Annotated in this window: 19 protein-coding genes and 1 pseudogene; 5 read left to right on the top strand and 15 right to left on the bottom strand. The window is 44.6% G+C overall.

Going from position 1 to position 19,552, the window contains the following annotated elements; all coding sequences use genetic code 11:
• Window positions 1-2 precede the first annotated feature (2 nt).
• The 7 genes from Q0386_RS00405 to gatC are packed head-to-tail and all read right to left on the bottom strand — an operon-like array spanning window position 3 to window position 5,769.
• Entirely contained in the window at window positions 3-545 is a 543-nt protein-coding gene (locus Q0386_RS00405; protein WP_299025501.1) for a DUF1882 domain-containing protein, read from the bottom strand.
• Window positions 545-1,789, bottom strand: a complete 1,245-nt coding sequence (locus Q0386_RS00400; protein ID WP_299025498.1) for a serine hydroxymethyltransferase — start codon at window positions 1,787-1,789, stop codon at window positions 545-547. Before Q0386_RS00400 ends, Q0386_RS00405 begins: the two co-directional genes overlap by 1 nt.
• A complete protein-coding gene (gene lysS / locus Q0386_RS00395) occupies window positions 1,789-3,291 on the bottom strand; it encodes a lysine--tRNA ligase (protein ID WP_299025551.1) in 1,503 nt (500 codons plus the stop codon). Before lysS ends, Q0386_RS00400 begins: the two co-directional genes overlap by 1 nt.
• The gene (locus Q0386_RS00390) at window positions 3,291-3,764 is read right to left on the bottom strand and encodes a Fur family transcriptional regulator (protein WP_171992834.1); all 474 of its coding nucleotides are present in this window, start codon (window positions 3,762-3,764) and stop codon (window positions 3,291-3,293) included. The genes lysS and Q0386_RS00390 overlap by 1 nt, the downstream gene beginning before the upstream one ends.
• Entirely contained in the window at window positions 3,761-4,354 is a 594-nt protein-coding gene (locus tag Q0386_RS00385; RefSeq protein WP_299025495.1) for a CvpA family protein, read from the bottom strand. Before Q0386_RS00385 ends, Q0386_RS00390 begins: the two co-directional genes overlap by 4 nt.
• Complete coding sequence (locus Q0386_RS00380) at window positions 4,354-5,469, bottom strand: type IV pilus twitching motility protein PilT (RefSeq protein ID WP_206159250.1); 1,116 nt, start codon at window positions 5,467-5,469, stop codon at window positions 4,354-4,356. The genes Q0386_RS00385 and Q0386_RS00380 overlap by 1 nt, the downstream gene beginning before the upstream one ends.
• A gap of 12 nt (window positions 5,470-5,481) precedes the next feature.
• Window positions 5,482-5,769 (bottom strand): Asp-tRNA(Asn)/Glu-tRNA(Gln) amidotransferase subunit GatC, encoded by a 288-nt coding sequence (gene gatC / locus Q0386_RS00375; protein WP_299025493.1) that lies wholly within the window; start codon window positions 5,767-5,769, stop codon window positions 5,482-5,484.
• Window positions 5,770-5,892: 123 nt separating this feature from the next.
• Between gatC and Q0386_RS00370 the strand changes: the two genes are divergently transcribed.
• The 5 genes from Q0386_RS00370 to hisG are packed head-to-tail and all read left to right on the top strand — an operon-like array spanning window position 5,893 to window position 9,013.
• Window positions 5,893-6,459, top strand: a complete 567-nt coding sequence (locus Q0386_RS00370) for a hypothetical protein (protein ID WP_299025489.1) — start codon at window positions 5,893-5,895, stop codon at window positions 6,457-6,459.
• On the top strand, window positions 6,456-7,466 hold the full coding sequence (locus Q0386_RS00365) for an L-seryl-tRNA selenium transferase (RefSeq protein ID WP_299025486.1): 1,011 nt from the start codon (window positions 6,456-6,458) through the stop codon (window positions 7,464-7,466). Before Q0386_RS00370 ends, Q0386_RS00365 begins: the two co-directional genes overlap by 4 nt.
• Window positions 7,463-7,795, top strand: coding sequence for a hypothetical protein (locus tag Q0386_RS00360; protein WP_299025483.1), 333 nt, complete (start codon window positions 7,463-7,465; stop codon window positions 7,793-7,795). The genes Q0386_RS00365 and Q0386_RS00360 overlap by 4 nt, the downstream gene beginning before the upstream one ends.
• On the top strand, window positions 7,782-8,411 hold the full coding sequence (locus tag Q0386_RS00355) for a type III pantothenate kinase (RefSeq protein WP_299025480.1): 630 nt from the start codon (window positions 7,782-7,784) through the stop codon (window positions 8,409-8,411). Before Q0386_RS00360 ends, Q0386_RS00355 begins: the two co-directional genes overlap by 14 nt.
• Entirely contained in the window at window positions 8,405-9,013 is a 609-nt protein-coding gene (hisG, locus tag Q0386_RS00350; protein ID WP_002948222.1) for an ATP phosphoribosyltransferase, read from the top strand. The genes Q0386_RS00355 and hisG overlap by 7 nt, the downstream gene beginning before the upstream one ends.
• 625 nt (window positions 9,014-9,638) lie before the next feature.
• On the opposite strand, the gene Q0386_RS00345 is transcribed toward hisG, so the two are convergent.
• The 8 genes and pseudogenes from Q0386_RS00345 to Q0386_RS00310 form a co-directional block, all read right to left on the bottom strand.
• Window positions 9,639-11,564: an EAL domain-containing protein gene (locus Q0386_RS00345; RefSeq protein ID WP_299025476.1), complete on the bottom strand. Its 1,926-nt coding sequence runs from the start codon at window positions 11,562-11,564 to the stop codon at window positions 9,639-9,641.
• A 68-nt stretch (window positions 11,565-11,632) separates the two neighbouring features.
• The gene (locus Q0386_RS00340; RefSeq protein WP_299025473.1) at window positions 11,633-12,226 is read right to left on the bottom strand and encodes a LysE family transporter; all 594 of its coding nucleotides are present in this window, start codon (window positions 12,224-12,226) and stop codon (window positions 11,633-11,635) included.
• Window positions 12,227-12,913: 687 nt separating this feature from the next.
• The gene (locus tag Q0386_RS00335; RefSeq protein ID WP_299025470.1) at window positions 12,914-15,268 is read right to left on the bottom strand and encodes an endonuclease MutS2; all 2,355 of its coding nucleotides are present in this window, start codon (window positions 15,266-15,268) and stop codon (window positions 12,914-12,916) included.
• On the bottom strand, window positions 15,269-15,616 hold the full coding sequence (locus Q0386_RS00330; RefSeq protein ID WP_009493428.1) for a hypothetical protein: 348 nt from the start codon (window positions 15,614-15,616) through the stop codon (window positions 15,269-15,271).
• Window positions 15,613-16,929 (bottom strand): UDP-N-acetylmuramate--L-alanine ligase, encoded by a 1,317-nt coding sequence (murC, locus tag Q0386_RS00325; protein ID WP_299025547.1) that lies wholly within the window; start codon window positions 16,927-16,929, stop codon window positions 15,613-15,615. The genes Q0386_RS00330 and murC overlap by 4 nt, the downstream gene beginning before the upstream one ends.
• Before the next feature lie 539 nt (window positions 16,930-17,468).
• Window positions 17,469-17,828 carry an MmcQ/YjbR family DNA-binding protein gene (locus Q0386_RS00320; protein WP_299025465.1) on the bottom strand — a complete coding sequence of 120 codons (360 nt, stop codon included), beginning with the start codon at window positions 17,826-17,828 and terminating at the stop codon, window positions 17,469-17,471.
• Window positions 17,825-18,427 (bottom strand): annotated as a pseudogene (locus Q0386_RS00315) (DNA-3-methyladenine glycosylase I). The gene Q0386_RS00320 and the pseudogene Q0386_RS00315 overlap by 4 nt, the downstream one beginning before the upstream one ends.
• 295 nt (window positions 18,428-18,722) lie before the next feature.
• A partial coding sequence (locus Q0386_RS00310) for an FAD-binding protein (RefSeq protein WP_299025462.1) occupies window positions 18,723-19,552 on the bottom strand: 830 nt, incomplete at its 5' end.

Here is a 19,552-nt window from a genome sequence, read left to right as displayed (position 1 = left end):
CCTTACATATGTTTTGACCAGCTTGCGCCGCGCTCTTTTTGATAGACCTTATACGGCAACGTCAAGATGTTAAATTCTTTCGGTAGCTCCATCGTCGGAAACACTCTCCACTCTTTAACCAAACGCGAACTAAGCAACATAGATAGTTTATTTGCTATCTGATAGCCCTCATTTAGCGTCGTATGCCCCTTGTGTACATAAAGGTGCAAGTGCCCCGGCGTCTTGCTCTCGTAGGCGGTAAAATTTATAAACCCCTCCTCGCGGAGCAAAAGCTGAGCACGGTGCCAAAAGCGCTCAGGCATCCTACCGTTGTAGTCAAAGACAATATTTTCGACCTTGTCGCCAGGCAGTATTAGCGAGTGCGCGACGGTGATTTTACCCTCGTCGTGGTCTTTTATCACCTGATAGCTTAGAGGCTCGTTTATGAGCTCAAATTTATTAAAAAACGTCCGCCCTTTATACTCGATCTTGCTTACGATACTGTCGCGTTTGATCCAGTAGTGGCTCGTGTTCATTTTGATTAGCGCGGTGTCTATGCTCTGCATCAATAAGTCGCCCTATCGTAGATAATAAATTTGCTCGCAAGCTCTTTTAGCTCGGCTTTTACCTTGCTTTGAAGCTCGGCATTATTGATATCGCTTAGTACGTCGGCGATTTTATTTGCGATGATCTCAAATTCCGCCTCTTTCATGCCGCGAGCCGTAAGCGCCGGGCTTCCGATGCGGATACCGCTTGTGATAAACGGGCTTCTAGTTTCGCCTGGAACCGTATTTTTATTTACCGTTATGCCGGCATTTCCAAGGGCGATGTCAGCGTCTTTACCGCTAAATTCGCGGTTTAAAAAGCTCATTAAAACTAGATGGTTATCGGTACCGCCGCTAACTAGATCAAAGCCGCGTTTTACTAAAATTTCGGCTAGTTTTTTGATATTTGCCTTAACTTGCTTGGCGTAAATTTTCCACTCAGGACTTAGGTTGTGTTTAAAGCCTACCGCCTTTGCTGCGATGACGTGAACTAGCGGGCCGCCCTGGATGCCCGGAAAGATGGACGAATTTATCTTTTTAGCGTACTCTTCGTTATTTGTCATGATGATACCGCCGCGAGGTCCGCGAAGCGTCTTGTGCGTAGTCGAGCTTACCACGTCGCAGTGCGGGAACGGACTCTGATGCTCACCTGCGACTACTAGTCCCGCGATGTGCGCTACGTCTGCAAAGAGTATAGCGCCTACTGCGTCGGCGATCTCGCGGAATTTCTTAAATTCGATCTCGCGCGTATATGCGCTAGCGCCGCATACAATCATCTTTGGCTTTACGATTTGCGCGATTTCCATCACTTTGTCGTAGTTTATGCGTCCGTCAAGCTCCACGCCGTAAAAGAAACTCTCATATATCTTGCCAGAGCTGCTTACTTTTGCGCCGTGAGTTAGGTGTCCGCCGTGGCTTAGATCCATGCCTAAAATTTTATCACCCGGATTTAAAAGTGCGCCGTAAACGCCCTGGTTTGCCTGCGAACCTGAGTTTGGCTGTACGTTTGCAAATTCGCATCCGAAAAGCTCTTTGCAGCGATCTATCGCTAGCTGCTCGATCTGATCGACGTATTCGCAGCCGCCGTAGTATCGTTTGCCGGGATACCCTTCCGCGTATTTATTGGTTAGGACTGAACCCATTACTTCCATTACTTCAGGGTAGGTAAAATTTTCGCTCGCGATCATCTCGAGGTGGTCGCATTGGCGTTTTAGTTCTAAATTTACTAAATCAAAAATTTCTTTATCGTAACTTTGCAAACTCATTAATTCTCCTTGGTTTCGTTTTTTTGCGGTCTCATCGCCGGGAAGAGTACCACGTCGCGGATAGATTTTTTATTAGTCAGTAGCATCACGAGCCTATCTATGCCGATACCCTGCCCGGCTGTTGGAGGCATCGCGTAGCCAAGAGCCCTCACGTAGTCCTCGTCCATCTCGTGAGCTTCATCGTCTCCTGCATTTTTAGCTTCGATTTGCGAAGCGAAGCGGCCGTATTGATCGATCGGGTCGTTTAGCTCGTTAAAGCCGTTAGCTAGCTCGCGTCCTGCGATAAACAGCTCAAATCTCTCCGCGATATCGGGGTTTGCATCGCTTCTGCGAGAAAGCGGGCTGATCGAAATCGGATAGTCGATGATAAACGTCGGATCGGTTAGTTTGCTCTCTACGTAGTTATCAAAAAGCTCGGCTTGTAAATGCCCCAAATCAAGCTTAGCATTTGCCTCAAAGCCGTCCGATTTAAGCTTGGCCAAAATTTTATCCTTATCGCCGATGATCGCTTCGTCTAGGCCGCCGATTTCTGCGAGCGCTTTTTTGTAGCTTATGCGCTTAAACGGCTTGCTAAAATCTATCTGCATACCGTCAAATTCGATGATTTTGGGCATATCGAGTTTATCGAGAAGCACGTTAAATAGCTCCTCGGTTAGTCCCATCAAATCGTGATAAGTATGCCACGCCCAGTAAAACTCGATGCTTGTAAATTCTGGATTGTGCGTTAAATCCATACCTTCGTTGCGGAAATTTCTATTCATCTCGTAAACGGCATCAAAACCGCCCACTATGAGCCGCTTTAGATAAAGCTCGGGTGCTATGCGTAAAAATCTCTCCACGCCAAGCGCATTGTGATACGTGACGAAAGGCTTAGCGTTCGCTCCGCCAGGGATCGGGTGCATCATCGGAGTCTCGACCTCCAAAAAGCCCTTATCCTCGAAAAATCTGCGAATCGTGCTAACGATAACCGAGCGGCGCTTAAAATCAGCCCTAACCTCGGGATTCATTATCATATCGAGGTATCTTTGGCGGTATCTAGTCTCGATGTCGGTTAGTCCGTGAAATTTCTCCGGAAGCGGCGAAATGGCCTTTGACGCTAAAGTTAGCTCGCTAACGTGCATAGAAAATTCGCCCGTTCGCGTGACGAAAGCATACCCGCGCACGTATATAATGTCGCCTACTTCGATATTTTTCTTTACAACCTTAAACCAATCAGGATCAAGTGTCTTATTACTAAAGTAAATTTGGAGATTGCCGTCCTCATCCTCGATATTGGCAAATATCGCTTTGCCCGCATCCCTGATGAGCTTTACGCGTCCGGCGAGGCTTACTAGCTGGCCTTCGGCGCTCTTTTCTTCGGTGTCTATTATATGTTTAAATTTGAGCCTAAATTTAGTTATATCCATATCGCGACGCAAAAAATGCGGATATGGATTTATACCGGCATCTCTTAGCTCGTTTGCGGTCTCTAGCCTCTGGATCTCCAGTTGATTTTCAAATATCACTTGCCGCCCTTTGCCTCTTTGGCATTGCACTCTTTGCACACTCCGTAAAGCTGCATCATGTGTCCGGTTAGCTTAAAGCCATGCTCTTTTGCGATATTTGCTTGTCTTTTTTCTATGGTTGCGTCTTCAAATTCGATGATAGTTCCGCATCTGCGGCATATCATGTGATCGTGGTGAGGCTTAGTTGCGAGCTCAAATTTTTTACCCTGCGAGCCAAAGCTGATGGAGGTTACCATCTCGGCTTCTTCGAGTAAATTTAGCGTCCTATAAACGGTCGCGATGCCGACGTTTAAGTCAGGATAGGTCTCTTTGATGAAAAAATAAAGTCTCTCCGGGGTGAAGTGCTCGTCGTTATTGTAGAGCGTTTTTAGTAGAACTTCTCGCTGTTGCGTGTATTTTAGCCCGTTGTCTCTCAAAATTTTTTTAAATTTCTCAAGAAGCGCGTCATATTCTAAATTCTCAATCATTATTTGTACTCCTTAATCGTCGAGTTTATCTCTAAATTTGGCCTTTGCTCCTGCATAGAGGCATCAAACGGCGTTTCGATATTTCCCACGCCGCCTGATATGCCTTTTACGTTAACATTCATTATCCATTTGCCAGTGTCCAGCAAAATCGGATACAGTTTACTTCCCCTAAAATACGGCTCTATTTTGTTGTTTAAAACTTGAATATTTGAAATAGTCACTATCAAAACCGCAAAAACTAGGAAAATTTTAGCGCTTCCGATGACAAATCCGCCCATTTTATCCAAAAATCCAAGTCCGCTTAACCCTACTAATCTCGATAAAAATGCGCCGATACCCAAGCAAAGTATCCAGAATACGATAAGCGTCGTTAAAAATCCAGCAAAAAACAGAATAGAATCACCCTCTATTTTATAAACATTATCGCTTATTAGATGACCGACCCTAATACCGAATCTACTAGCCACCACGATACCGCCGATTAGACCGATGAGGCCAAATATTTCCTTTATCAGTCCACTTATCACGCCTTTTATACCCAGTATCAAAACCAATGAAACGACGACTACGTCAAATAGAGTAACAAAATCCATTACATACCTAACAATGGCGCGAGTTCTTGCTGATTGGTTGAATATCTCATCGCCATTTCTTTCGTGATTTGATTTGCTCTAATAGCTTTCATTAAGGACTGCGTTTGCGTCATCATGCCGGTTACTTGTTGGTTTAGCTGCATTTGGGAGTAAATTTGATGCACCTTGTTTTCTCGAATAAGGTTTGCGATAGCATTATTATTTATCAATATCTCATGTATAGCAAGCCGTCCGCTACCGATTTTAGGAAGTAAGCTTTGCGATATAACCGCCGTTAACGAAACCGAGAGCATATTTCGCACCTGAAGCTGCTCGCCACCCTCAAAGCTATCTATGATACGGTTGATAGTCTGAATAGCCGAGTTTGTGTGCAGCGTGCCAAATACCAAGTGGCCAGTCTCTGCTGCCGTAATAGCCGTAGATATCGTTTCTCTATCTCGAAGCTCGCCCACCAAAATAATATCAGGGTCTTCACGAAGTGCGCTTTTGAGCGCCTTGGCATAAGACTTGGTATCCACGCCGACGTTTCTATGAGAAAAAAGACCTTTTTTATTCGTATGTACGAACTCGACAGGATCTTCTACGGTAATAATATGCTTTCTTTCATTTAAATTTATCTCGTTTAGCATCGCGGCAAGCGTCGTCGATTTACCGCTACCCGTAGGTCCGGTGACCAAAATTAGTCCCTTTTCGCGCTTTACCACTTCTTTAAAAATAGCAGGTGCTCTAAGGTCGTCAAGAGACGGAATATCTGTCGGAATAATACGAAATGCGGCAGCCAAATCGCCGTTCATAGTATAGTAATAGTTGCCTCTAAAACGTCCGACGCCGGGAAGCTCTATTGCGAAGTCAAGCTCCCTATTTTCCTCAAGATCGCTTTTTTGCACGTCGGTTATGAGCGCATAGCAGATATCTTGTATATCGTGCCCCTTTAGCACGCCGAGCTCAAGCGGCCTCAAGGTTCCGTCTATTCTGATCTGCGGCTCGCTTCTTGCAACAAGGTGCAAGTCACTGGCCTTATTGTGGACGACCGTTTTTAATAACGTCTCCAAGCTCACGTCTATTTTCTTGGGCTCTAAACTATCATTTTGAGTTTCTTGCCTTATTTGCTCCATATAAAATTTTCCTTATTCTATAATTTTCGGCACGACAAAGAAGTGTTCGCTACTCATCGGAGCGTTTTTAAGTATAGTTTCTATCACGTCAGAGCTCACTCTTACGTCTTCTCTTAACGGAGTTCCGCCCTCTCTGGAGCTTACTACCGCTTGAGAAGCGCTTAAATCAAGCTCGTCTAGTATACCTGCAAAGCTCAAAATTTCACTGAGTTGACCTTCGATTTCCCTTCGCTTGTCGCTCTCGACTTTGAGCGAACTAAGCTTTTCGAGTTTGGTTAATAAAGTATCGTCTATCTGCATAAAACCTCGTCAAATTTTTAAAATTTTCCGCATTATAACACAATTTGCCTTGATTTTTATGCTGTTTTATATTTATTATGCTACAATTACGAACTTTCAATAACTAAAATTTAAGGAACAAACTTGGCCATCAAAGATGATATTGATTCTATAAAGGAAGAGTTAAATACTCAAGAACAATTTTTAGAAAACATAATCAAAAGCGAAAGATTTTTTAAAAAATATAAAAAAATTATCATCGGTGCGCTCGCCTTAGGCGTGATCGGCGCGGCGGGATACTATATAAACGGCGCTTTGAAAGAAAAAGAGTTTAAAGCCGCAAACGCCGCATATGCAAAACTGATACTTAATCCAAAAGACGAGCAAGCAAAAGCCGAACTAAAACAAAAAGACGCCTCGCTTTACGCGCTTTACGAGTTTAAAAGAGCGGTTGACAACAACGACACAGACGCGCTAAAATCGCTAGCAAACGAGCAAATAGATCCGCTTTTAAAAGATATTGTAAAATCCCAGATAAACGAGCCTAGCGGTCAAATTTTGACTTCATATAAGGCCGTTGTTAGAGGGTATGAGCTAATGAAAGAAAATAAAATCGACGAAGCAAAAAACGAATTTAAAAAGGTTCCTTTAAATTCTCAGCTTCAATCCATCGTCAAAAATTTAGAACACTATCAAGGAAATGCAAAATGAGAAAATTTCAAGCTATTTTAGCGGCTGCACTCTGCGTCGCGGTACTCGGCGGATGCAGTACAAAAAGGCAGTATTTCGAACCGACCGATGTGCAAAATGAAAAAATTTCAGAAAACAGGCTGCCGGCGAGCATCGCGACGGCGAGCATAAACGGAGCGGTGCTAAAAAACGGTATGGCGATAACTAAAAACGGCCTACTCTCGCCCGAGATAAAGCTGCCAAAGGGTGCAACCTTGTTAAATTCCGCCGACGGTAAATTTATCAGCTCCGATTTGGATGGAAATTTGATCGTTGCAAACAGCTCAAACGAAATTTTATTTCAAAGAAGCTTCAATGAAGCAATCGTTTCAGCCGCTCTAGAAGATAATAAACTAGCCCTTTTAAGCGCGGGCAATGTCATATATCTCATCGACATTGCAACAAACGATACTTTGCTAGAGTTTGAAAGCTCAAACGTCTACGCCCAGGACTCTCGCGTCGCTGCGCCGTTATTTATGAGCTCGCTCGTTATATTTCCTACGCTTGACGGAAAGATCATGATCGCGGATAAAAACCAAGGCCGAATTTTACGTGACGTGGTCGTGAGTAGCGAGCAGTTTTTTAACAACATCATCTCGCTCAACGTCGTAAACGACACGATGATAGCTGCCACTGGCAAACGTATAGTCTCGATAAATCCCGAAAAAACGGTTTATTATAACGGCGAGATCAAAGACATCGTCATAAACGGCGAATATATATATATCTTGCTAAAAGACGGCAAAATCGTGCTTAGCGACCTAAATTTGAAACAAATCAAAGACGCATATTTTAAATTCGCCATCTTTTCAAGCGCCACCGTCTATAACGGCTCGCTTTATATAATGGAAAAAACAGGATATCTCATAAAGACAGATCTAGCGCTTGACAATGCCAAAATTTACGAGCTTTCAGACGAGGTCGAGAGTCAAATTTTCGCCGGTGTAAAAGAATTTTACTACGACGATTACAGTTTAGAGCTTAAATGACGAAACAAGAAATTTATCAAGTTCTGGAAGCCAAAAAGATTATCTTAAAAAATTTAAGCTGGACGGAGCTTGATAAATTTACTAAAAAAAAGACCCTTGCCGCACTCACGGGCGTTGATATGAAGGGCTTTTATACGCTTTTGTTTTTTCGCAGCGCAAAGGCTAGATTTTTAAGCAAAGAGTTTGAAACAATCAACGAAATAGCCAGCAAAATCGCCGAGCAAACGGGTATAAATTTTAAGAAAAAGGCTATTTTTTATAGCTCGGATATCTGCTCAAAAACCGTAAATTTGATGAAAGAAAACGGCTACAAATATGACTCTATGTGACGTAGGCAATACTAACGCCACCTTTTTTGAGGACGGCAAAATCACCAAAATCAAGCTTGAAAATTTTAAATATTTTAGAAGCGATGAGAAGATTTATTTTATCAGCGTAAACGACGAAGTAACCAAAAGGTTGCAAAATTCGCCCAGATTCGTAAATTTGGAGCCCTATTTTGAACTAGATACTATCTATAAAGGCCTTGGTATCGATCGCGTGGCTAGCTGCTATGCCGTAAAAAACGGCCTCATCATCGACGCCGGTAGTGCGATAACTATGGACGTTATGATGGACTCTATGCATCTTGGCGGCATAATAATGCCCGGCATCTCGCACCTTTTAAAAGCTTGCGAAACTATTTCGTCCAGACTTAAAATCTCGCTAAATTCGCAAATCGACCTCGATGCACTCCCGCAAAAAACGGCCGACGCGGTAAGCTACGGCATCATCAAACCGATCCTGCTTCTCATAGAAAATATGGCAAACGGCTCGAAAATCTACTTCACGGGCGGCGACGGCGAGTTTTTATCGCGCTTTTTTACCACGAGTATCTACGACCGCATGCTCGTATTTCGTGGGATGCAAAAACTAATCGAACAAAAAAAGGACATCTTATGCTAACGGTTGCTTTGCCAAAAGGCCGCATCGCCGACGAAACGCTCGCGATTTTTAGGAAAATTTTTCAAAGCTCGTTTGAGTTTGAGGATAGAAAACTGTTGATGAGCGAGGGCGATTTTAAATTTCTAATGGTTCGCAACCAAGATATCCCGACCTATGTCGTAAACGGCGCTGCAGATATCGGCGTGGTGGGCCTTGACGTACTTGAAGAGCATCGCCCCGACGTCGTGCGCCTACTTGATCTAAAGATCGGCAAATGCCGCGTCTGCGTGGGTATCAAAGAGGGCGAGGAGTTAAATTTAAACGCGCCAGAACTAAAGATCGCCACTAAAATGCCGCACATCTCGCGCAACTATTTTGCCGCAAAGGCCACCGCGCTAAAGATCATCAAACTATACGGCTCGATCGAGTTAGCACCGCTGGTCGGGCTAGCCGACGCTATCGTGGACGTCGTGGAAACGGGCACGACGATGAAGCAAAACGGACTCAGAGTCGCCGAGACCATCATGCATAGCTCTGCGCACCTCATCGCAAATAAAAATAGCTTTATCATCAAAAAAGACGAAATTTTATCGCTTTACGAAAAAATCAAAGCGCAAATTTAAGCTAAATTTGTAAGTCGAATTAACCTGCGTCTTTACGATGCAGGTCGCTAAATTTAGCTTTTTTATTTCTGCAAAAAATATCTTGAAATTTGATAGTTTTTAATCACAATACTCGGTGATCAATCTTGATAAAATTTAAACCATACAAAGCTCGCAAGCCAAACTACAAAAACCAATTATACTTATTTTTGGGCGCATAGACAAATCTTATCCTTGCGCGATATGATGCTTTTTTCGTAATCAAACAAGAAGCGCCAAAACCCAATAAAAATTAAAGTCAAATTTGACGCCGTTGTCGCAAAAACAAAAGTCTAAACCAAACTTAGAACAAACACAAGAAAGCAATTGATCCATAAATAATTGCAAAAGTTAATGAAGCAGGCCCTAAAGCGTGTCAAGTGCGTAAATTCGGCAATTATCTCAACGAGATTTCATTGTATAAATCTTTACTTGGTAGTTTATTTACAAAAACCGGTCCGCTTTAAAATTTCCGCAAGAGACATTATTGTTTTTATTAAAAGTTAAAATGATATAAAAATCGGCGATAATTCATCAAAAAATCAAAGCTAATTTACAATACAGCAAAAGATTAAAGCCTCCGACAAAATAGCGCTGCAGTTAAATTTTAATCCTCATAAAGGCTGTCTCTAGGCTCTCCTAGATAAAAGCCCTGAAACTCGTCCACGCCAAGCTCTACGCATGTATCAAACACCTCTTTTGAGCGGACAAATTCGGCTATTACCGTGATATCAAGCTTTTTAGCAAAGGCGATGATGGCGCCCGCTATTGCGCGAGAGTCCTCGCTCGTATCGATATTTTTTATGATGGAGCCGTCGATTTTTATGTAGTCGGGCTTTAGTTTTAGGATGTAAGAGAAGTTACTATAGCCAGAGCCAAAGTCGTCTATAGCGATCTTTACGCCCATCCTGCGCACGCGCTCGATAAATGTTCCGATACGCTCGATATTTTCGATGTTTTCATCCTCTAGTATTTCAAATATCACGCGTCCGGCAACTTTGTATTTATTTAATTTTTCGATGATAAACACGCTTACGTCGCCGTCGGTCATATCGCGCCCGGATAAATTTACAGAGATTACGGCGTCGGGCCTATCGGCGATTAGTTTAAAGCTTTTTTCGATCAACATTTTTTCAATATCTGTATAGCGTTTGATGCGCTTTGAAACCTCCAAAAAGACGCTTGGAGAGATGGTTTCGTTACTGTTTTGGATGCGGATTAGAGTTTCGTGCTTTACGATTTGCTTTTCTTTATTAAATATCGGTTGATAAAACGGCACGATCCTATCGTTTATGATAGCGTTTCGTATCATATTTGAGCGAGTGATTTGCTCGGCGTATTGCGGCGTATCGTCGATGTTTTTAAAGTAGCAAAAATAGTCCTTTCCGCTTTGTTTGGCAAACTCAAGCGCCACCATCGCCTTTTTAAACGTATCGGTCTCATCAAGCGCAAAGCCCACCGTGCAGTGTATCTCTATCTCACTTTGCTCGCCGTCAAGTGCGGTGATATCGACGACTAGGCCTTTGATATTATCCAAAAGTTCGGTAGCTAAATCCTCATACCTATCGATAAAAAACGCCGCATCCTCGATAAATGCAAACTGATCCGGTCCCACTCGGTACACCGTCATATTATTATCATCTGCGAATTTTTGCGAAATTTGCGTCATTCGTACTAAAATTCTGTCGCAAACTGCAGTACCGAAGTAGTTATTCATTTTTCTAAATTCGTCGATATCCACAATGATGATTTTAGGGCTTTTCATCGCCTCCAGATCACGCTCCAGAGCTGTTTTATTAGGCAAACCCGTAAGAGAATCTCTATAAAGCCGCTTTTGCATCTCGGCATTATTGGCTACGAGCTTGGCATTAGTTTTCATTAGGGAGACTTGATTATTTCTTATACTTCTATAAAAAAGCAAATATTGAAAAATACAAATAAGCACCATTACGCTCGTTACGATAAATGTATTTTTCATATTTACGATAAACCACTGCGCAAAAAGCGGATCGTCAAAACCGGAAATTTTAACGCCTTGAACCATATTGTAGCCTATTATCGCGCCGTCTATATTTTTAAAATAGCAGATCTCGGCTTTATTGTCTGGGATTAGTTTTATACTTTTATAGACGCCGTTGCGAGCTAACTCTGCGTGTGCATTGGCGTCCATACCGCAAAATTTATAGGGCAAATTTTCCCCGATTAAGCTTGGTTGTTGCGAGCTAGCTAGGATGATGAGTTCGTTTTTTTCGCCTGTTTGCTTCACCATCCACGAAGGGATAGATTTTGCTAATTCGCTATATCTTTGAAACTCCTCTACATCGCGCTTTGCCACGTCTTTATAAATCATTTGCAATATGTTCATATAAGACTCTACCTTACTCTGTATATCGATGTTTGAGATATAGTTGGAGGAGTCTTGTAGTTTTTTATAAAATATAAAACCCATAGCCAGACACGAGCAGATCACAAGTACGGCGATCGGCAGGACGATAAACTGCGTCATCGACTTTTTAAAATCTAAATTTTGCATAAAACTTCTTTAAAAAAATTACTCTCATTTTATCATTATTTACTTAAGTTAATTATAAAAGCTAAATTTTATAAAAATAGTTTATAAAGTAAAAAGAAAGCAAACCCCAGCAAAATGACCGCGCACACGTAGTTTAGCCATTTTGCGACGTTTTGCGAGACAAATTTGGCGCTTTTATGTACGGCAAACGGCATCGAAACGATCCAGATAAATATCGCCGCGACTAGCCCCGCCACGACTGCGCTTGCGTTTTCAAAGCTTTTGGCAAAGCCGGCCACGCTGAGCCAAAATCCAACGGTGTACGGGTTTGCAAGCGTGACAAAAAGGCCTTTTGCATAGTTTTTGCTAAATTTGGCCTCGGTGTCCAACGCGTCCGCCATTATAGGCTTGTTTGCGTTTTTAAATATGGCGTAGGAGATGTAGGCTAGATAACAAAATCCAAAAATCCCGATGATTTTTTCTACCGTTTCGCCCTGCAAATACTCAAGCACGCCAAACGCTAAAAGTAGCAGATATGCCACGTCCGCGCTCATAGCGCCAAGCCCGATAGCAAATGCCGCCCAAAACGACCTTACTGCCGCGCTCATTATCATCACGTTTACGGGCCCTAGCGGTACCGCCGCGCTAAAACCCAGCAGCAACCCCTGCAAAAACGCGTTCATCTTCATCCTTTTTGATTTTTGTATTTTGGATTTTACCTAAATTTGAAAGGTTTGAGGTCATTAAATTTGACGCAAAAAGCGGATTTAATTTTTAATGAAGCATGCAAATTTGACTTGGGAATTTGGAATTTTACTCGCCGAGACCTGCACCCTTAAGATGCTAAATTTGGTTTGGTTAAATTTAGGATTGCAGGTTAGGTTTTTTACTTTATTGTAAAGAGCGTGGGGTTTAAATTGGGCTCTGCTCTGCTTCACGCTTTGCGTTCGCAGCTTTTCAATAAGCAGTTGCGAGGCAAAGCCGAAGCAAAAGATCTCCCTTTTGTATCTACCTTTCTCTTTTCTTAGGGAGAGGAAGGGGTTCTACTTACGAAGCGTCGCCCCTTCCTCTCTCCCAAACCCTCTCCAACCCCACTGCACGTTAGAGGTGGCGACATTGCTTTGCTGACGCAAAGCGTCGCAAATTTAAATTTGTATTTTCAAGATACGGGTCTCGGTGGGTAAAATTTGGAGCCGAAATTTGCAAATTTGACTTCAAATTTGAACGTAAAACGATAAGGCGAAGTATCGCGAGATGATTTTTGGGGTTTTGAAGTTAAAATTTGACGAAGATAAGGCATGTAGCCTATCGAGTCAAATTTTAACAAAATCCGCAAAAGCGCTCGCGAGACAAGCCGCCAATCTCCGAACTCACAATCGCACTATCTGCGCTCCAAATCCCCCCTGCCCCGCCGGCGCGTCAAAAAACTCCTTCACGCTCGGATGTTCGCGCAAGAAATTTTTGACCGCGTAGGCGAGCTTGCCCGTACCGATGCCGTGATACACCTGCACCTCGTCAAAGCCCATCACTAGGCTATCTGAGATAAATTTATCCAGTTTTTGCACCGCTTCGTCCGCGCGCAGTCCGTGTAGATCGAGCGTGACGCTGGCGTTTTGCGGCTTTTGCACGCTTAGATTTATGCCTGATTTTTTAGGCGGAGCGGGCGTTTCGCCGCTGATTTTTAGCTGATTTATCGGCACGCGCATACTCACGTTATCCGTTTGTATCACGGCGTCGTTTTTGCCCAGACTTGAGACGACGCCCTTTATCTTGCCGTATTTTACGCGGTCGCCGACCTTTAGCTCAGGCGGGGCGGAGATTTCAGGCTTTTGCACGGCGCGTTTAGCCTCGTTCGCGCGGTTTAGGGCGCGCTGTTTTTCTTTTGTGTCGTCTAGATTTATCGCGCGTCTAGCCTCGTTTATCGCCTTAAAATACTCCCGCTCTAGCCGCGTTATAACCTCGTGCTGCTCAGCCTCGGCGCGCTCTTTTTGCTCTTTTAAATTTTCGATTAGCGAGTCTAGCTTTTGCTCTTTTTTCTCCGCGCTTTCGAGCTTTTCTTTGAGCTGCACCTCTAAATTTAACGTCTTTGTGATGATTTCGTTTAGATTTTCTTTGTCCTCGCCGTAGATTTTTTTCGCCTGCGCGACCAAATTTGCCGCGATGCCGTATCTAGCCGCGGTCTCAAAGGCGTATGATTTGCCGATCGTACCTTTTAAAAACTCAAATTTAGGCCGCGAGTTTTCCTCGTCGTATAGCGCAGCGACGAGCTCTACGTCGGGGTTTTTGGCTAGCAGCATAGCAAGGCGCTTGTGGTGGGTGGTGATGATCATCTTGATATCCTGTCCCATCAGCCGCTCGATCATCACGCCATACAGGCTCGCCGCCTCCTCAAAGTCCGTTCCCAGCTCGATCTCATCGACTCCGATGAGTAGATTTTTCTTCGTAAAAAGCTTGGAAAAATGCACCATACGCCCGGCAAAAGTCGAGATGTCATTTTTCACGTTTTGCGGATCCTCGATGATGGCGTCAAATTCTTTAAAATTTCCGATCTGCGAATTTTGCGCGTTTATGCGCATCGGCAACAGATATTTAGCTAGAAAGGCCGCCGCTATCAGCGATTTTAAAAGCATCGATTTACCGCCCGCGTTTACGCCCGTAATTAACAGCACCTTTTTGCTAAAGTCTATGCTGATACTTTTTGGATTTTTTAGCGCGGGGTGAGCGAAATTTGCCAGCTTTAAATTTGAGCCGCCGCCTGGAAGCACGAACTCGAAATCCGCGCTTTTAGCCGTAAAAACTCGCGCGCAGTAGGCGTCAAATACGTCAAACGCGCCGTTTATAAATTTTAAAAACGGTAAGGCCTTGTGCATCGCGGAGCTAAAAATTTTGCAGTGTTCATAGACGATTTCTTCTTTTTTATCCAGCAGCTCGCTTTGCTCTTTTTTGAGCTTTTGGATGTTTTCGGGCGCGACGTAGAAGTATCCGCCCGAGCTTCTAGCTACGACCGTGCCCTTTAGCACGTGGTTAAAGCCGCCTCGCACGAGTAGCGCCTCGACCGAACTGATGTAGTGCACCTGCGTATCGACAAGGTATGGCGTGATGGATTTTGAGTAGATGAGGCGGCGCAGATCGGCGTCTATTTGCGCTCTTTTGGCGCTAAAGGCGTCTCTGATACCGCCTAGGCGCTCGTCCACTTCGTCTTTTAGCTCGCCGTTTTTGTCAAATGAGTTTGCGAGCTTTAACATCGGCTGCGGGATCTCGATTTTAGCGAGCCACTCGCCTAGTTTGCCTTCAAATTTGAGCGTTTTTAGGTAGGTAAAGTAGCTAATAATCTTAGCAAACTCAAAAATCTCGCTCACGTGCAGCGTGGCTTGCTTACTAAGGCGAATGAGCGCATCGTCTAGGTTTTGAGCGGACGAGGGCGGATCAAACTGCTTTTGCGAGAGTTCTAAAATTTTCTCATAATGCAGCCTGCTGTCGCCCGCCATAAAAAGCGGCTTTGGGCGCGCTAAAAAGGAGTTAAACCGCTCCATATAGCCTTGCAGGTCTAAAATTTTTATAAGCCGCTCAAAGCCTTCCGCGTTTGTAAATTCTTTTTGCTCTCGGTGCGCCACGGTGTCTGAAATATCGCCGTTTCTTTGCTCGCGCGAGACGTTATTTTCGTGCCCGTTTGCCCCCCAAACGCCGCCTTGGGTCAAATTTTGATTATCTTTAAAATTTCGCAATTATTCGCCTTTAAATTCGCAACCATCAAGCGCGATCTTGACGCTGTTTAGCTCCTTTGCCGCGCGTTTTGCGACAAAGGAGGACGTACCAAACTCATAGTTAAATTTAGTGTTATTTACGTCGAAATTCCCGCATTTTAGGGTTTTGCCTTGGTTAAAAAGCGCGACCAGTTCCAGCCTTTTGCCCTGCTCGCTTTCTAGCCTGGTCTCGTAAAAATACAGCGCCGCCGCGACAAAAATAACCGAAAAAGTGATGATAAATTTCGCCTTTTTACTTAGCTTTTCGTCACTCACGCTAAATATTGCGATCGCGGCAAGTACGCCTAAAAGTACGATTATGACCCTCATACGTCGCCTCGGAGCTGATATGTGATGTCGCCCGCGCCAAAGCCGATCACTAAGCCGTCATCGAGCAAGTTTTTCACGCCAAACTCATCCGTAAAGACTATCCCCTCGCCCTCGCGCGCGACTTTTTGCGTCATCACTGGGTTGTAGCGCTTGAACTCCTCTTTTAAATTTATATCTATGGACGCCTCGCCCGCTGCGTAAACAGGCAGGATAACTAGCTCGTCTATGCCCTCAAAACACTCCTTAAAGGCCTCTAAATTTGCGCTTAGGCGCGTAAATCTGTGCGGCTGAAATATCACCGTGATCTTTGTGATGCCCAGTAGCTTGGCGTACTCAAAGACCGATTGCAAAGTGGCTTTGATCTCAGTCGGATGGTGCGCGTAGTCGTCGATGAGTACGAATTTCCTGCTAGCAGTGAGGATATCGAAGCGCTTTTTGATGCCTTTAAAATTTAGCAAATTTTGCCTGATTTGCGCCAGTGAGGTTTCATTTAGCGCGGCCAAGATCGCAAGCGACGCGTCCACGGCGATGTGCTCGCCCATGCCAAGCACTTCAAATTTGCCTAAATTTTTTAGATTAAACGCAGTATAAGGCACGAAATCGCGCACGATCATGCTAAGCTCGGTGATATCGGTGCTCGGATAAAGGCGTACGGCGTCGAGCTTTAGCGTGCCCAAAAACTCGTCCTCGGCGTTTATCACGCGCACCTTGGCTCGCTCTAAAAATCCGCGATACGCCGCGTGAAATTTCTCTAAATCATAGCCGTAGTGCTCCATGTGCTCGGGCTCGGCGTTGGTCACGACGGCTAGATACGGGTTTGAGTTGAGAAAACTGCTATCGCTCTCGTCGGCTTCGAAAATAACGTTGTCGCAGGGTTCGTATTTCATATTTGAGCCAAACTGCTTAGCTATCGCGCCGATGATAACGGAGCCCTCCACGAGACTAGAGAGCATCGCCGAGGTCGTGCTTTTACCGTGCGCGCCTGCCACCGAAAATACGCGCTTACCTTCAAGTACCATCGGCAGCGCCTCTTTGCGCGATAGGCACTGCAAGCCTTTACTTCGCGCTTCGACGAGCTCGATGTTATCCGGCTTTATCGCGGCCGAGTAGATGACGAAGTCCTGATCCCTGATCGCGGCCTTGCTGTGCGGCGTGATGACGTCGATGCTCTGCGCTGCTAGCTCGCGCGTGGTCGGGCTTTCTTTGATGTCGCTACCGCTGATGATGAATCCCTTTTCGTGCAAAAACCGCGCGATCGCCGAGATGCCGATACCGCCGATACCGATGAAATGGACCTTTTTGCGCTCGGCTATTCGCTCCCTTGCGCGCTCTCTTTCGTCGGCATGGGTCGCTTGTCCGCTTAAATTTGACTGCGCTAAATTTTCGCGACCGAAATTTGACGCCCCGCCCGCCTCTAACGTGCGGTGAAGCCCGCTTGCTTGGTTAAAATTTCCTTGTTTTAAATTTTCCACTCGTTTTCCTTGTAAATTCTTAAAGTATTTATATTTACGTCGCCTGCGGCGCAATAGATAACGCTTGTCGTTCTTGCAAATCTCGGCAAAAATACGTCGCGCGTATTTTTTGTATTCACCATGCTCGAAGTTTGCACGATTTTTACTTAAATTTATTAGCCCGATTTTAGCGAAAATGAAATTTTGAGATGCTGAAAAGATGAAATTTATGCGGATTTTAGCAGGCTTTACATAAGGCCGCAAGCGTAAAGAGGCGCACGTAAAGTAAGCTAGAGAATCGTCGGTAAAATTAGGAGATTTTACGCATCCGCCAACTAGCGCTTAGTACGCTTCCCGATCGTCAAATTTAGCAGTGAAAAGAGCTGTTTACTACGAGCGTTTTAGCGCGTTAGCTCAAAGCTAAGGTCGATCAGATCCTCTACCTGCTCGGGTGCGATTTTGGAGCTTAAATTTACGCTGATCCAGTGCTTTTTATTCATATGATAGGCTGGCAAAATTTGATCGCCGTCGCGCAAAATCGCTGCCAGATCGGGCTTGCATTTTAGATTTAGTATCTCTAGCTCCTCTGCGCTTTTAAGCCCCAGCTTGCCGCCGTCTACGCGCATAAAAACGGCGAACCATTTTCGGTTTTTTGCGTGGCGAAACACGGCAAATTCCGGGTGTTTGTCAAACACCCGCTCGCCCTGCGCGCCAAATTTCTCCTCAATGCAATCAAAAACTCGCTTCTGCGCGAACATCATCTGCATCCTTTGCAAAAGCAAGCATCCAGATGATCGTCCACTACGCCCGCGCTTTGCAAAAACGCATAGACGCTCGTGGGTCCTAGAAATTTAAATCCGCGCTTTTTCATCTCTTTTGCGATAAACTCTGCAAGCGGCGTGGTAGCGGGGACTTGTTTTATGTTTTCGTAGTGATTTACGATGGGCTTGCCGTCAAATTTGGGATCAAATTTAGGCAAAAGATAGCCCCAAAGATAGTCGTAAAAGCTGCCAAACTCGCTTACGACGGCGAGGAATGCGCGGGCGTTTGCGGCAAGCGAGTTTAGCTTCAGGCGGTTTTTGATGAGTGCTGGATTTTGCATAAATTTTGCCGTCTGCTCCTCGCCGTAGAGCGAAATTTTACGCGCGTCAAATCCATCAAATGCCGCTCGCATCGCCTCGCGTTTAAGCAGCACGGCATGCCATGAGATGCCAGCCTGAAAGCCCTCAAGCACGATGAGCTCGAAAAATTTCGCATCGTCTTTTATGAGCTTGCCTCACTCCCGGTCGTGATATACGCGCTCCAGCTCGCTTTTCTCCGCCCAGTCGCAGCGGATTTTGGATTTTTGAGTATTTTGCAAATTTAGCTCCTAGCTTTGATAAAATTTGAGAGATTGTAGCGAAATTTGGGTTAAGAAAGATGATGTGGAATCAAATTTTACACAGCAAAATTTGATTTTGAAATTTGGTAAATTTTATGCTTTAAATTTAAAAGTATCGCAGACCAAATTTGACCCGCGATACAAAATAAGATTTGCAAGTATTTCGAGGCGATTTTTGGGGTTTTGAAGTTAAAATTTGACGAAGATAAGGCATGTAGCCTATCGAGTCAAATTTTAACGAAACCCGCAAAAAGCGTCCGAAAGACGCCGCAAATTAGCCTATATTCTCGCCGGCTATCATACCAAACGTTAAGCAGTCAGCAATCGCCACGCTACCTAAGCGGCTAGCTCCGTGTACGCCGCCGGTGATCTCGCCTGCGGCAAATAATCTTGGGATAGGCATCTCGGTTTGCAATGAGATAACCTGAGCTTTGGTATTGATATCGATACCGCCCATAGTATGGTGAAGTTTTGGCGTACCGCGCATAGCGTAGAATGGAGCTTTAGAGATATCTACGCCGTTTGTGGTGGTTTTATCCATAGGTTTGCCAAAGTCTTCGTCTTTGCCTGATTTAACGAAGCTATTGTATCTCTCGACAGTCTTTTTTAGCTCTGCAGCAGGGATTTTATAAGCTGCGGCTAGCTCGTCTAGGGTTTCAAATTTCTTTAGTACGCCAGATTCCAGCGGTTTAGTGTAGTGCTCAGGTATGACCATATTTTTTACGCCATCACTATCGCAGAAGTTGATAGGATAGATATCGGCTTTTGCGTCGATTACTTTAAACATAGCTTGAGAGCGGGTGCGGCGGTCCGCTAGCTCGTTCATATAGCGCTTTCCGGTTCTTGGATCTACTGAAATTCCGTAGCGGAAGCTTCCGTTTACGTTAAACATAGAGCCTACGCCGAATCCTTTTTCATCAGGGCATGCCCATGGACCGAATTGTATCCAGCTTAGCTGAACAGGTGTAGCGCCGATTCTAAATGCCTCTTTCATAGCGCCTGCTGTTGCGCCAGGGTGATTGGTGCTATCCGTAGTAGGCAAGATAGATGGATCTTGGACTTGTCTAAAGAATACGTCGCGGCAAAATCCACCTGCTGCTAGTA

This window comes from uncultured Campylobacter sp., from assembly GCF_938045625.1.
Taxonomy (GTDB): domain Bacteria; phylum Campylobacterota; class Campylobacteria; order Campylobacterales; family Campylobacteraceae; genus Campylobacter_A.
Note: the sequence above shows the minus strand (reverse complement) of the source record. Positions and strands in the feature narration are given on the sequence as shown.

Coding starts and splice junctions, on each gene's coding strand:
- Q0386_RS00355 (WP_299025480.1), top strand. CDS start 7,782: ATGACTCTATGTGACGTAGGCAATACTAACGCCACCTTTTTTGAGGAC.
- Q0386_RS00360 (WP_299025483.1), top strand. CDS start 7,463: ATGACGAAACAAGAAATTTATCAAGTTCTGGAAGCCAAAAAGATTATC.
- Q0386_RS00330 (WP_009493428.1), bottom strand. CDS start 15,616: ATGAGGGTCATAATCGTACTTTTAGGCGTACTTGCCGCGATCGCAATA.
- Q0386_RS00345 (WP_299025476.1), bottom strand. CDS start 11,564: ATGCAAAATTTAGATTTTAAAAAGTCGATGACGCAGTTTATCGTCCTG.
- Q0386_RS00380 (WP_206159250.1), bottom strand. CDS start 5,469: ATGGAGCAAATAAGGCAAGAAACTCAAAATGATAGTTTAGAGCCCAAG.
- Q0386_RS00320 (WP_299025465.1), bottom strand. CDS start 17,828: ATGATGTTCGCGCAGAAGCGAGTTTTTGATTGCATTGAGGAGAAATTT.
- Q0386_RS00400 (WP_299025498.1), bottom strand. CDS start 1,789: ATGAGTTTGCAAAGTTACGATAAAGAAATTTTTGATTTAGTAAATTTA.
- Q0386_RS00385 (WP_299025495.1), bottom strand. CDS start 4,354: ATGGATTTTGTTACTCTATTTGACGTAGTCGTCGTTTCATTGGTTTTG.
- Q0386_RS00340 (WP_299025473.1), bottom strand. CDS start 12,226: ATGAACGCGTTTTTGCAGGGGTTGCTGCTGGGTTTTAGCGCGGCGGTA.
- hisG (WP_002948222.1), top strand. CDS start 8,405: ATGCTAACGGTTGCTTTGCCAAAAGGCCGCATCGCCGACGAAACGCTC.
- Q0386_RS00365 (WP_299025486.1), top strand. CDS start 6,456: ATGAGAAAATTTCAAGCTATTTTAGCGGCTGCACTCTGCGTCGCGGTA.
- gatC (WP_299025493.1), bottom strand. CDS start 5,769: ATGCAGATAGACGATACTTTATTAACCAAACTCGAAAAGCTTAGTTCG.
- Q0386_RS00405 (WP_299025501.1), bottom strand. CDS start 545: ATGCAGAGCATAGACACCGCGCTAATCAAAATGAACACGAGCCACTAC.